This is a genomic window from Oenococcus sicerae, from assembly GCF_004102045.2.
Taxonomy (GTDB): Bacteria; Bacillota; Bacilli; order Lactobacillales; family Lactobacillaceae; genus Oenococcus; species Oenococcus sicerae.
Genome location: NZ_CP029684.2, coordinates 1,602,548 through 1,615,484 on the forward strand (window position 1 = coordinate 1,602,548; position 12,937 = coordinate 1,615,484).

A 12,937-nucleotide genomic window follows, 5' to 3' on the forward strand; every position below is an offset into this window, starting at 1 on the left:
TTTTTTATTAGTTAAGCTTATTTATTCGCCAATTTTTTTTAACGGGATCTTGATCTCTGAATCAACCTGCTTGACCGTATTCCCCTGTTCTGCGAGCGGTCCGGTATACTGCTGCCGGTGCCGTAAATTATCTGCCTCAGCCTGTTCTTTGGTCTGGACATGGTTCTGCTTCCAATTAAGCAATATTTTCTCGATATAACGCAGATTCAAGATTTGACTGTTAACTGATTGCCTTAAGGCCGTAACGATCAATTCAGGGCTAAATTGGTCCTTTTTAAGCCAATCGCCAATGGTTTGTAGTTCCATTGGCGTCAGCATACGACCAAATTCTCTTTGAAACAATTGATACAGACTTTTTTTTGTTTTCGTTTGGTCTAAACTGCTATCAGCAACAAGCGGCTGCAGATCAAGACCACCAGAAATAAGTTTGCCAAACAAATTGCTTAAATCATAGGCATCGTTAGAAGCTGATAGCGAAATAACCTTACTATTTAAAAGTCTTTCTATCGTTTTTTGAACAGCAGCCTGCGAAAAATTAGTTCGCGCTGAAATCAATTCAGTCCTTGGCAGCGCAATGCCTTCTTTGGAAAACGCGAAAAGCTGCATGATCACGATTAGATCTTCATTACTCAGGCCAAGTTGATGATAACTTTTAAACAGCCTGAGCGGCAGTTCAACATTCCCTTCAGCTAAAAATTGTTTTAAATCTTTGTCCATTGCTATTAGGGATGCAAACGATTCAAAGTTCTTGGAAAAGGAATCGTCTCGCGAATGTGATCTTCACCCGCAACGAAACGAATCAAACGTTCCAAACCCAGACCGAATCCTGAGTGCGGTACCGTACCATACTTGCGCAGATCCAGATACCAACTGTATTCATTAAGATCCAAATGCTGATCAATCAACCGCTGTTTTAGATAATCATAATCAGTATCACGTTCAGAACCGCCAATAATTTCGCCGTAGCCTTCAGGTGCCATGAGATCAGCTGAAATGACCACATCATCTCGTGTTGGATGGCGTTTCATATAAAAAGCTTTGACCGCTTTGGGAAAATTAACAACGAAAAAGGGCGAAGTAAAATGATTTGCCAAAAAAGTCTCTTCCGGAGAACCAAAATCAACACCCCAATCGATCTTAAAACCATTGTCCTGCAACAGTTTAACAGCATCATCATAACTCACGCGCGGGTAAGGCAATTTCGTGTAAGAAGCTAATTTTTCTATGTCTCGACCCAACATTTTTAACTCAACACGACAATTATCGATAACTCTTTGGATCAAATAGGCAATAAATCGTTCCTGAACTTCTAACGACTGCTCTTGGTGCATCCATGCCATTTCGGCGTCGATCATCCAAAATTCAGTCAAATGGCGTCGAGTCGAAGATTTTTCAGCTCTGAAAGTTGGTCCAAAATCATAAACCTTGCCAAAAGCCATCGCCCCGGCTTCCGCATAAAGCTGGCCAGTTTGTGACAAATAAGCTTCTTTGCCAAAGTAATCAACCGGAAAAAGTTCCGTAGTGCCTTCAGGAGCGGAATCGGTGATGATCGGTGCATCTAATTTTAAAAAACCATCCTCATGAAAGAAATCGTAAATAGCCCGAATGAGTTCATCACGAATTTTTAGAGTTGCGTAAGGCTTTTGATGACGCAAGTAGAGGTGACGCTCATCGAACAAAAAATCAGTGCCATGCTCTTTTGGTGAAATCGGGTAATTCTCAGACTCACCAACGATTTCAATCTCAGAGACAGCCATTTCGTAACCAAATTCGCTTCGAGAGTCTGCATGGATCGTGCCGGTAACATAGAGACTCGTTTCCTGTTTTAAATGTTCAGCCAGCTTAAAAGTTGCTTCGTCAACATCAGTGGCCGAAACAACTCCCTGCATAAACCCCGTACCATCACGCAACTGCAAAAAAGCGATTTTACCGCCGCCTCTTTTTTGCCGCAGCCAAACACCGATCTTGACCACTCGGCCAACATATTCAGCAGCATCTTCGATTCTGATCATTTTTACTTCTGACATTTACAACTCCCTGAAATTACTATATCCCTTCAATTATGCGATAAACTTTGCCACTTCTTAAATCGATCGTCAGATAATTCACAGAACTCTTGCCGCCTTGATAGCTGATTTCAAATACGGGACGGCCTTTATACACTGATGGTGAAAAAGAGTAGACATGTTTGACTGCATACTTGACATAGATCTGATCTAGTTTTGCATTGGAAAGCTGCCTGGACACGGGGATCTTATCAACTAATTTTTCCTGATGATTAAAAATAGTTAAATAATTATTACCCTGAGCATCGGCACCATAAATTGAATAGTAGTGGCCATTGCGGTCAGATTCTTTAAAAGTTTTGACACTCTTGATACCGGCTTCTCTTTTAGCTGCGGCTGCATATTTGCTGGCCGTACTATTGATCGGAAACATGACCAAATAAAGATAACTGGCCAAAGCAAACAAAAGCAGCAACAGCAGGCCAATATAAATAGCTAGTTTATGCGCTTTATTGGAACGCTGTTGATATTGTATTCTTGAATAATTATCCAAATTGCCTCGTTTAAATCATAAATGAAATGTCAAAAAATGTTAATTGTTTAAAGACGCCAGCAAGGACTCAAAATTAGAAAAGCTTCGCATCGAGTACCAATTTTTCAAATATTCCTCAGCTTGAGTAAAGAAAATACTTTGGTTTGAAAAATTTAGATCATGGTCAAGTAGATCCGAAAAACCTTTGCCGACATCAAAAATAAATAAATCATAATTTTTTGAAAATTCCCGCTCCGTGACGAAAAAACTATCCAAATCAGTAATACCGATTGCAGGAAAATTATAAACCTTCACTGCCTGCTTGTAATAATCAAAATCAGTTGCTGGATCCTGATCAGTAAAAAGACTGAAAAGCTGCTCAGGAAAACCATTAACTAGTTCATGCAAATAGCCAGTCTTTGTTTCGGCTAACCAAGTTAAAATTCTGAGTTTTGCCAATTGGCGAGTCGGACTTTCTTCGATACTTAAGCTTTCATTAAATTTGTTCAGGTCGACAAAATCCTTGCGCGTGATCGGAATGGCAAAACGATCCTTATGAGCGGCCAGCATCACTTGAGATTTTTGGAAAAGCAGTTTTCTTCTTTGAACGTTTTCTTCGATGATCAGTACTCTTGCGGACTTCTCGGCAAGCTGGTCGGCCAACAGCAAGTAAGCATTGCTTTTTCCAAATCTTGGCCGTGAAAAAACCGAATAAGCATTAATTTTTTTATTTGCGATCTTAGACTGAAAAATATTAGCAAATGTCTCTTGTCGAGGTCGTAAGATCGGCGATGGCAGGACTTTTTTATTCGAGAATTGTTTTTTATCTGAAATCCAATCCAGCAGCTGTTTTTTCGTAGCCGGTAAAACCGTGGGTGTTTTAAAAGCGAAGGGATCGTGATGCGCAGTCTGTGCCTGTCCCTTGGCAAAAGAAAAAATTTTTTCCGTATTCCCGAGTAAACTGGCAGAATGGTCAAGCAAAGTTGCTAGTGTTTGGACCGGCAGCTGATCGATCTGTTCGTGGATCTTTAAAAATAATTGAGCCGTTGCATGGGCATCCTGATCAGCACGATGGTGACGCGGCAATTTAATACCCAAATGTTGGACCAGCTCATCTAACTTATAACTAGGTATCGTCGGAAAAATAATTTGTGCTAGCTGAACCGTATCAACATACTCGACTCGCAAACGATGCATTTTAATTCGCGTAAATTCGCCATTCAAGTAGGGAAAATCGTAACGAACATTGTGCGCCACAAAAACAGCTTCAGATAATTGATCATGAATCATGGCCGCCAGATCTTCAAAGTATGGTGCATCTTGAACATCTTCATTTTTAATTCCTGTCAAATCAACGATTTGATTCGGAATTTTCACACCAGGATTGACCATTGTTTGAAAATTATTAATGATTTTCCATTTTTTAACAAAACTGATGCCAATTTGAATGATATGGCCGTCCTCTTTAAAGGGTGCGGTCGTCTCGAGATCCACAATTGCAAAAGTTGAATTTTCATCCATCTACAAAATTTTACCTTTTTTACTACAATTAGTATTATGAATTTCGGTTTTGGACAAGCACACGCTAAAGCACACCTTCTCGGAGAGCACTCCGTTGTTTACGGATATCCGGCTATTATCGCCCCTTTATTAAGTCTCAGCACAAAAGCTGAGGTCATTGATTCAGATAAAACATTAATTGAGACTGATAACTTTTCTGGAACAATGTTCCAGCTCAACTACCGTTTTAGCGGTATCTATAGCCTTTTGACTGAATTGTTAAATTTCTTTGAAGAACCCGATCTCACTTTTAAATTACATATCAAATCCAATATTCCGTCAAAAAAAGGACTTGGTTCTTCAGCTGCCTACGCAGTGGCTATCGTCAAGGCTTTTTGCGATTATTTTGATTATGATTACTCAGATGAGGAAGTTTTCAAAATTGCTCAAATTTCCGAAAACAAGAATCATGGTCGATCGTCCGGCGGTGATACCTATGCCGTGATGGCTGAAGGGCCGATCTTTTTTGACACGAATAAAGACGCAACCATCCTAAAACTCGATACAAAAGCTTATATTGTTGTGGCCGATTCAGGAACAGCCGGTTTAACCTCCCAAGCTGTCCAACTCGTCGCTGATAATTACGAAAAAGATCCAGAAACATTCGGCAATTATTTTAAACAGATGGGTGCGATCGCTGAAAAAGGCCGCGAGGAGATTATTGCTGACGATTTAAAAGATTTCGGTCGATTAATGACTGAGAACCAAAATCTACTGGCAAAATTAGGTGTTTCAACTCCTTATCTTGAACGACTGATTAAAATTGCCTTAAATAATGGTGCTCTCGGTGCCAAATTGACTGGTGGCGGTCTTGGCGGCAGTATTGTTGCCCTGACAGACACCGAAGCAAAAGCCGCCGAGATTAAAAAAGCCTTAAATAAGGCCGGTGCGCCCGAAAGCTGGATCTCAAAAATATAATGTCTAAGGCTCGTGCTTACACAAATATAGCCCTGATTAAATATTGGGGTAAAAGCGATCCGCTTTGGAATCTGCCAACGACTGGCTCGATCGGTCTGACTTTGGACCAGCTTTATACAGAGACCAGTGCCAAGATAAATGATGACTTAAAACAAGATTATTTTATGTTGAATGGTCAAAAGACGCAAAATTTAAAAGTTATGAAAGTCATGAATTTTTTGCGAGATCTAACTGGTGATCGTCATTTTGTCGAAATCTTCAGCGAAAATCATGTGCCCACTGCCGCCGGTCTAGCTTCATCAGCTTCAGGCTTTGCTGCCCTCGCTATGGCCGCTAGTCAGGCCTTCGGCCTATCTTTGGATCGAAAAGAACTCTCGACGATCGCACGTCTGGGCTCCGGATCAGCCAGCCGTTCGGTTTTTGGCGGCTTCTCCATCTGGCATGCCGGCCATGATCATGACAGTTCTTTTGCCGAAAGTATTTTAGATCCACTGAATTTTGATATCCGCGTGATCGATATTTTAGCTGATAAATCAACAAAAAAAATCTCGTCCAGTCAAGGCATGCAATTAGCCCAAAGTGCCCCGAACTATGCCGCTTGGTGTTCAAACAGTCAAAAGCAGATTGATGATATGCTGGCTGCAATTGCTAACAGCGATCTGGAAAAAATCGGCTTGATCGCTGAGAAAAACGCACTAGCCATGCATGAATTAAATCGAACAGCTATACAAGCTTTTGATTATTTCACACAAAATACGCGTGACATCATTGCGGCCACGAAAAAGCTATACAACAGCGGCACACTGGCTTTTGCAACGATTGATGCCGGCCCCAATGTCAAAGTGATCACAAATAGTGAAAATCAAAGCACCGTTATTGAAACGCTCAAAAATTATGGTGAAATTTTGGTCCAAAAAGCAGGTCCAGGTGTCACTAATGTGTGAGTTCAAGATTCCCGGAAAATTAATGCTGGCCGGCGAGTATGCGGTTACTGTACCTGGACATTTAGCGATCGTCTTCGCGATCGATCGTTTTATATCAAAAAAAGGCTCGCAGCTAGTCAACAAAAAAGGCATTAAATATGGCCTCGGATCATCAGGCGCCTATGCTGTTTTCAAAACAAAAAGCCAGTATCCAGCACTTTTAGATGATGCTCTTTTTAAAAAATCGCTCCAGTTGTCTCGGCAAACACAAATCCAAAACTCCGGCGCCGATATCGCTGCTTCAACATTTAGCGGACTGCTTATCTACCAAAATGGCCATCTGCCAAAAAGCTTGTTGTTTCCAAATAATTGGCAGCTGCTGGTCGGTTGGACAGGCACACCGGCAGTTACGAGCGAATTAGTTAAGATAAATCAGCTTTCCGAAAATTTTTTGGCCCAATCAGATCTGATCGTTCAAAACATGATCGCTGCCATTCGTGAGCAGAATTTTGATCTCTTTAGTCAGCAACTCATCTTGGCTGAAAAAAATTTAGAAACTTTAAAAGGCGTCTTAACTGATAAGCTGGCTAAAGCCATTCAAATCGCCAGACAGTTCGATGTCGCAGCCAAAATATCCGGTGCTGGTGGTGGTGACAACGTGATCGCTTTTGCTCAAGACAAAAAAATCGTCGACAAAATCAAACAAGATTGGCGAAAAGCCGGCATCATTCCGCTAGATTTGCACGTATACTATAAAAAGTGACTGATAACTCAAAAAAAATTGAATCCGCTCATGCCCACCGTAAAGATGAACATTTAAGCTTAGTCATCTGGCAATGGCGGCATATTCTGCCCTACAGCGGTCTACAGTTTGTTCGTTTAGATCGGCCAGTGCTACCGAATATCAGAACAGACCAGGTTGATCATTCGGTTGACCTTTTTGGTAGACATTTTGACTGGCCCTTTTACATTGAGGCTATGACTGGTGGCAGTTTGAGGACTGGTGTCATCAACCAAAAACTGGCTGCGATTGCAAAAAAATACCACTTAGCAATGGCTGTCGGCTCAGAATCGATCGCCATCAGCGAGAAAGAGGCAATTAGTTCTTTTTCAGTCGTTCGCGAGACAAATCCCGAGGGTTTTATTTTTGCCAACATTGGTGCCGGTCATTCATTGGACGATGCTAAAGAAGCTGTCAAGATCGTTGACGCCAACGCCTTGGAAATACACATTAATGCTGTTCAAGAATTATCAATGAATGAGGGCGATCGAGATTTTAGTGCTTGGAAAAATAACATCGCTAAAATTATTGAGCAGGTTCAAGTACCTGTGATCATTAAAGAGGTCGGATTTGGTATGTCAAAAAGTGCTATCAAGGATCTAGCAGACCTCCATCCAGCCGCGATCAATATCGCTGGTGCCGGCGGCACCGATTTCGGTCGTATCGAAGAAGCACGAAATCGGGAATCATTGTGGGAAACAGCTGATCAAAATAATTTTGCAAGCGACGAGGACAAAAAAGAAGCTATCGAAGCAGAAGATGACCTGGATTTTCAAAGTGTTTTGACTAGCAACACAAACCTAGGCATTAGCACAAGCGAATCGCTGCGCTTTGCCAAGCAAGCTAATACAGCTCTGCCGATCATTGCAAACGGCGGCATCACAAATTCATTGGAAGTTTTTAACGCCATGGCACTTGGTGCTAAAATGGCGGGTATTGCTGGATATTTTCTTTTTCAATTAAGCAAAAATAATCTTGAACATACGATTGAAAGCTGGCAAAAACAGCTGCCGCTCCTTTATGCCATTTACGGTGCTGCTAATAGTTTTCAGATCAGCCAGTTAAAAGAAATTGATCCCTACGACTCGCTCAATTGAGCATGGATCAGTTTTCGCAGACCTTTGGGATAAAAATTTTTAATCATGTGATCCGAGTAACGGCCAAAACCAATGCCGTTATTTTTTTTTGTCATCAAAACCCAGCCTTTTTTCAAGATGGTTTTTGGTTGTGTGATGACGTCGCCATGAACGAACTGACGCAATTCAGTATCAGAAAGTTCATAGGACTGCGAAAAATTATCCTTCGACAAACTGAGAGCAAGTGAATGGGCAGGCAAAAAACGTTTGTTTTTTAATTCAGCGATCTGCAGCCCCAAGCGCAGTACTTTAAGTCCTTTGATCTCTGGACAATTTTGTGGAAACAAATAAAAATAAGCACCAAATTGGTAGATGTTTCGCATTGGCAAACTTAAATCAAGACTAGTTAAAAATTCTGATAACAGCCGCTGCTCGTTTTGCTTTAAATTACTGATTAATTGGCTGCTGCTGGCTTCTGGGATATGAGACTTAGTCTTGACCAGCCTAGCGACAAAATGCCCTTCTCCATTGATTTTGTCCGGCCATAGACGCGCTGCTTTGGATAAAGTTTTATTACCATCTGCCCAATCTGGTCGGCCGTCTTCGATGCCGGCTGTTTTTTGAATATCAGACAACTGAAATTCGGGATAATGAGTCAACAGCCAACTCATGATCTGTTCATCTTCTTCGGGAGCGAAAGTACAAGTCGAATAGATCAGCTGCCCGCCAGGACGCAGCATAGCGACAGTCGAACGCAAAATTTCGCGCTGACGGTCCGCACATTCCTGGTTGTAGCCAGTATGCCAATATTGAACAGCCTGATGATCTTTTCGAAACATGCCTTCACCGCTGCAAGGCGCATCCAACAAAATTTTATCAAAATAATTAACAAAGCGGGTTGCTAGATCATCAGGTCGATGATTCGTGACCAAACAATTTGTGATACCAGACCTTTCAACGTTTTCGCTCAAAATCTTAGCACGACCAAAATTGATCTCGTTAGCAACTAATAAGCCCCGATTCTGCATATCGGCAGCTATTTGTGTTGTTTTGCCGCCTGGGGCAGCAGCGAGATCCAAAATTTTTTCTCCGGGCTGGGCATCAACGACCCTAGCAACAAATTGTGCACTAGCCTCTTGTGAATAAGCAGCACCAGTTAAAAAAGCAGTTGATTCGCCAAAAATTTTGCCATAATGACCAAAATCAGCATTCCAAGAAACTTGAGGCAGCTTGCCCAGCTGTTTAAAGTGGCTGATATCTTTCAAAGGATTTAAGCGAAAAGCATTCACCGAATTCAGATTAAAGCTGCGAAAAAAAAACGTCAGCTTGATCGCCCAGCAGATCTCGATATTTCTCAACAAATTCTTTGGGTAACTCAAGCATGCAAGCAGTCCTCGATCAAAGGCAGCAGCACCTTAGCAGCTTGTTCGTGTCCGGCGACGCTCAAATGAACAGCATCCGTTCTTTGGAAGTGCCAATCATGATTGCTAATTAAAGTCACTCTGTCATTATTCGGAATGACCTTTCGAAAAACAGCTGCAAAATTGCCATTAAAAGGTTCGACAAAAATAATTTTTGAATCGTGAAAACGTTTCGTAAGCTCACGGAGCAGTACTTTCAATGAAAAAGTAAACTCTTGTTCGCTAGCGGCAGCATCATTACTGCCTAAATTAACGATGACGGCGGCTATTTTTGCCTGGTGATCAATTGGCCGCGGCAAGTTTAAAGCAGCGTACCAAATAAAATCAATCGCAGTTGGCGGACAAATTTTGGCCCTTTGCGTCAGACCGCTGCCGCCATAAGCAATACGGTCGTTATTCAGTTGCAGCTTCTCTGAAATTAAAAAATCCCAGCTTTTGTCTGGACGATGAGCAGACCCGTCGACCACGCCAGCGAGCGTTTTCTGGCCATTTATAATCGAATCGCCAATAAAAACAAGCTCAGCTCGATCAGGAACAGCACCAACGAGACTGCCATCGTATTGAATTCCTTTTAGCGTAAATATTTCCGCTAAAGACCAGCTTTCGGCACGCACAAAAGTAATCGCCTGAGTCATGATCCGAATCAAATGGTCGCAAGCAGCATCCAGATCCAGCTGAAAATAATCACTATCCAGACTTTGTGAAATAAAAGGGCCGCCGTCAATCGAAAACAAGATTCTCGATGGTTGTTTGCCTAAAACATGGCTTGGCCAGTTAAAAAGCAATTTTGAACAGCGATGGCTTTTCAGATAAATTTCTGCACCTAAATTAGTCGAGATAATTTGTTTGCTAGGCAGATCTTCGATCCAGCCGCCTAAAAAAGCATTTGATTCAATTGTCAGAGGAAAATTAGTCATGATTTGATAAAATCCGTTGGTTTTACATCGGCCATGCCGATCATAGGATCAATTTGGCCGCTATCAACCAAACTATTCGTTAATTGCTGATCGCCGTCTTGCGTTACCTCTTCAGAGGCCATTTTGATTACAAGCTGATCTTTACCAGTTAATAATTTTACTAGATTTGTCTGCCGGATCGGCGTCGGATTATTGATCGCCTCTGTGAAAGCTGTTTGACTGCCGATCAAAATTAAGGATTTTTCGGCTCGCGTGACCCCTGTGTAGACAAGATTACGCGTCACAAAATGATTAAAGCTACTGGTCAACACGAAAATAACATTTTTAAACTCGCTGCCTTGTGCTTTATGAACGGTTGAGGCATAACTTAAGCGCAGCTGTTTGATCTCATTTTCTTTATAAGTGACTGTGCTGCCGAAAAAATCGACTGATAGAAAACGCGATCGGATCGGCCCATCCAAATGGGCTGTGACCACATAACCAATATCACCATTATTAACTGATTTTTCTGCATTATTTTCTTGCTGCATCACGCGATCACCAGCTAAAAAATCTGGTGATTGATCATCAATTTGGCGATCATCGTCAATCAAATAAGGTCGGGCTAAATGATTTAGCAAGTCCACGAGACGATTGGTCGGCGTAATGATCTGCAAGTCTTCTTTTTTGATGCCAAAGTGGATCGCAGCACTGAGAATTTTGCTGATCCCACGCGCCAATTGATACTCTTCCAATTTGAAAAAGGAAATATCATTGCCATTTTGAAACATTTTTGGATCAACGATCCCTTGTTTTAAGTCCTGAGACAAAATATCGATACCTGATCCTTTTGTTTGTCGATGATTAATCTGCAGCTCGATGGTCGCAAATTGATCGCTCAAAATCAGATCAGTCAAAATCTGGCCAGCGCCCACAGAAGGCAGCTGGTCTTTATCACCAACGAACAATAGCCGACAACCGCTGGGAACGGCAGCCAAAAAATGCTGAAACAAGCCAAGATCAACCATTGACATCTCATCGATCACAATTAATCCCGCCTGCAATTGATTGCTCTGATCAAAATCAAAGTAGCCATCGGAACTTGCCCCTAGCAAATGGTGGATAGTGACTGCGTCGCGTCCGGTTACCTCAGTAATACGCGTGGCAGCGCGGCCTGTTGGTGCAGCCAGTAAAATCAAATTCTTAGTTTGTTTGAATTTATCAGCATTTTCGGCTTGATCAACATCTTTTTCCCACTGCGAAATGATCGTTTTAATGACAGTCGTTTTCCCAGTACCGGGACCGCCAGTTAAAATCGTGATCTGATTTTGAAAAACAGATTCAACTGCTTTTTTTTGGTCTGCATCCAACACAGAATCAACCAAAGAAATCGATTTCTTTTTAAGGCTGAGTTGGCCCTGCCGCAGTCGTTTTAAATCATTTAAAACTGATAACTCCAGCTCGTAATTTTCTTTTAACGTGATGCGGTCATTGGCCACGATGATACGTTTTAAATCATTTAAAACTGATAACTCCAGCTCGTAATTTTCTTTTAACGTGATGCGGTCATTGGCCACGATGATACGTTTTGATTCAGCTAAGTGATCCGTTTCTTGGGCGATCTCTGTGTCGAAAAAGCCAGGACCACTCTGCAAAAATTCTGAAACACTCTCAATTAACTGCTTTTTTGTTATATATGTATTGCCAGCTTCTGCAGCGTTTTTAATCAAACTAAAAATGATCGCACCATCGATTTGATCAGTCTGATTGTCAAAATTATTCACACGCGCGACTTGCTGGGCATCGTCAAAAGTAAAATTATCTATTTGACCAATAAATTGATAAGGGTTTTCAAGCAGTAAATTCGTAAAATTCAGACCGAAGGCATCAAACAGATGCTCAATGACAGACTGGCTGAGACCATACTGGCTTGTTTGCGCAATGGCACTTGACTTTTCCTTGTTGTCTAAAACACCTTTTTTTAAATTTTCGATTTGATTTTTTTTCAAACCGATCCCTTTTAATTGATCCGGATCATCTTCAATAACGGACAGAGCTTGCCGACCAAAACTATCAACGATTTTTTCAGCCGTTTTACGGCCGATTTTTTCAAAGAGCTCTGAACTTAAAAAATCAATGATCCCCTCACTATCGTCGGGCAGCACAGATTGATAATCAAAAACTTTGAACTGTTTGCCATATTTAGGATGATCGGTCACTTGACCGGAAAATTCATAGGACTCGCCAATTTTTAAATTCGCGACCGCACCGGTGACGGTAATTTCTGCTTCATTCCAGTCAAAATCATTGTCGGCAACCTTCGCCAAAAGAACAGCATAATCATTCTCGCTGTTTTTAAAAAAAGAACGTCTAATACTTGCTGTTAGCTGAGCCACTTCATCAGTTTAACGCAAAATAAAAAGTCCTGGCCAGCCTATTAAAAAATGATAAGAAGCTGTTCAATCCTCAGCTGCCATGATTACTTTTCGCTTCAACAGCTGTTGCATTTGGTAATGATATTGTTCAACCAGGGCTTGATCTTTGGAATCGGAAAAAATATCCACATTTAGAGCTTCGTTACCACTTAATAAGGCAATTTTAAAACCACTGAGATCTTTGGCAAAAGTCAGTTTCAATTTGCGTGAAGATGCAAAACCCTTTGCTGGTTCCAAAGCGATCGTATGTGAAAAAGTGCCTGCGTTGTTTTTGATAAATCCAAGATCAAGCAAAGAAAAAGCCTTGATATCAGGGCTGATTTGATAGGTTTGATCATTTTTAACCGTCACTATATTTGCAAATGCCATGTCTAAATTATATCAAGGCC

General features: G+C 41.4%; 11 protein-coding genes and 1 pseudogene. 4 read left to right on the plus strand and 8 right to left on the minus strand.

The features are described from left to right. Positions 1–21 precede the first annotated feature (21 nt). From DLJ48_RS08190 to DLJ48_RS08205, 4 genes are read right to left on the minus strand one after another with little or no spacing between them, the layout of a single operon-like run. Positions 22–717 (minus strand): DnaD domain-containing protein, encoded by a 696-nt coding sequence (locus DLJ48_RS08190; RefSeq protein WP_128686977.1) that lies wholly within the window; start codon positions 715–717, stop codon positions 22–24. Between the two features lie 5 nt (positions 718–722). Beyond that, the gene (gene asnS / locus DLJ48_RS08195; protein ID WP_128686978.1) at positions 723–2,027 is read right to left on the minus strand and encodes an asparagine--tRNA ligase; all 1,305 of its coding nucleotides are present in this window, start codon (positions 2,025–2,027) and stop codon (positions 723–725) included. Positions 2,028–2,046: 19 nt separating this feature from the next. Next, entirely contained in the window at positions 2,047–2,559 is a 513-nt protein-coding gene (locus DLJ48_RS08200) for a hypothetical protein (protein ID WP_128686979.1), read from the minus strand. Between the two features lie 39 nt (positions 2,560–2,598). After that, positions 2,599–4,059 (minus strand): exonuclease domain-containing protein, encoded by a 1,461-nt coding sequence (locus DLJ48_RS08205; protein ID WP_128686980.1) that lies wholly within the window; start codon positions 4,057–4,059, stop codon positions 2,599–2,601. Between the two features lie 36 nt (positions 4,060–4,095). Between DLJ48_RS08205 and mvk the strand changes: the two genes are divergently transcribed. The 4 genes from mvk to DLJ48_RS08225 are packed head-to-tail and all read left to right on the plus strand — an operon-like array spanning position 4,096 to position 7,817. Next, complete coding sequence (gene mvk / locus DLJ48_RS08210) at positions 4,096–5,016, plus strand: mevalonate kinase (RefSeq protein WP_128686981.1); 921 nt, start codon at positions 4,096–4,098, stop codon at positions 5,014–5,016. After that, positions 5,016–5,960 (plus strand): diphosphomevalonate decarboxylase, encoded by a 945-nt coding sequence (gene mvaD / locus DLJ48_RS08215; protein WP_128686982.1) that lies wholly within the window; start codon positions 5,016–5,018, stop codon positions 5,958–5,960. The genes mvk and mvaD overlap by 1 nt, the downstream gene beginning before the upstream one ends. After that, positions 5,953–6,702 (plus strand): mevalonate kinase family protein, encoded by a 750-nt coding sequence (locus tag DLJ48_RS08220; protein WP_128686983.1) that lies wholly within the window; start codon positions 5,953–5,955, stop codon positions 6,700–6,702. The genes mvaD and DLJ48_RS08220 overlap by 8 nt, the downstream gene beginning before the upstream one ends. Beyond that, complete coding sequence (locus DLJ48_RS08225) at positions 6,699–7,817, plus strand: alpha-hydroxy-acid oxidizing protein (RefSeq protein ID WP_128686984.1); 1,119 nt, start codon at positions 6,699–6,701, stop codon at positions 7,815–7,817. Before DLJ48_RS08220 ends, DLJ48_RS08225 begins: the two co-directional genes overlap by 4 nt. Here the strand turns inward: DLJ48_RS08225 and DLJ48_RS08230 are convergent. The 4 genes and pseudogenes from DLJ48_RS08230 to DLJ48_RS08245 form a co-directional block, all read right to left on the minus strand. Continuing rightward, positions 7,799–9,179: pseudogene (locus tag DLJ48_RS08230) on the minus strand (RsmF rRNA methyltransferase first C-terminal domain-containing protein). The gene DLJ48_RS08225 and the pseudogene DLJ48_RS08230 sit on opposite strands and share 19 nt — an antisense overlap. Then, entirely contained in the window at positions 9,172–10,134 is a 963-nt protein-coding gene (locus DLJ48_RS08235; protein WP_128686985.1) for an SGNH/GDSL hydrolase family protein, read from the minus strand. Before DLJ48_RS08235 ends, DLJ48_RS08230 begins: the two are co-directional and overlap by 8 nt. Beyond that, positions 10,131–12,509, minus strand: coding sequence for an SF1B family DNA helicase RecD2 (gene recD2, locus DLJ48_RS08240; RefSeq protein WP_128686986.1), 2,379 nt, complete (start codon positions 12,507–12,509; stop codon positions 10,131–10,133). Before recD2 ends, DLJ48_RS08235 begins: the two co-directional genes overlap by 4 nt. 63 nt (positions 12,510–12,572) lie before the next feature. Further along, positions 12,573–12,917 carry a hypothetical protein gene (locus DLJ48_RS08245; protein WP_128686987.1) on the minus strand — a complete coding sequence of 115 codons (345 nt, stop codon included), beginning with the start codon at positions 12,915–12,917 and terminating at the stop codon, positions 12,573–12,575. Positions 12,918–12,937 lie beyond the last annotated feature (20 nt).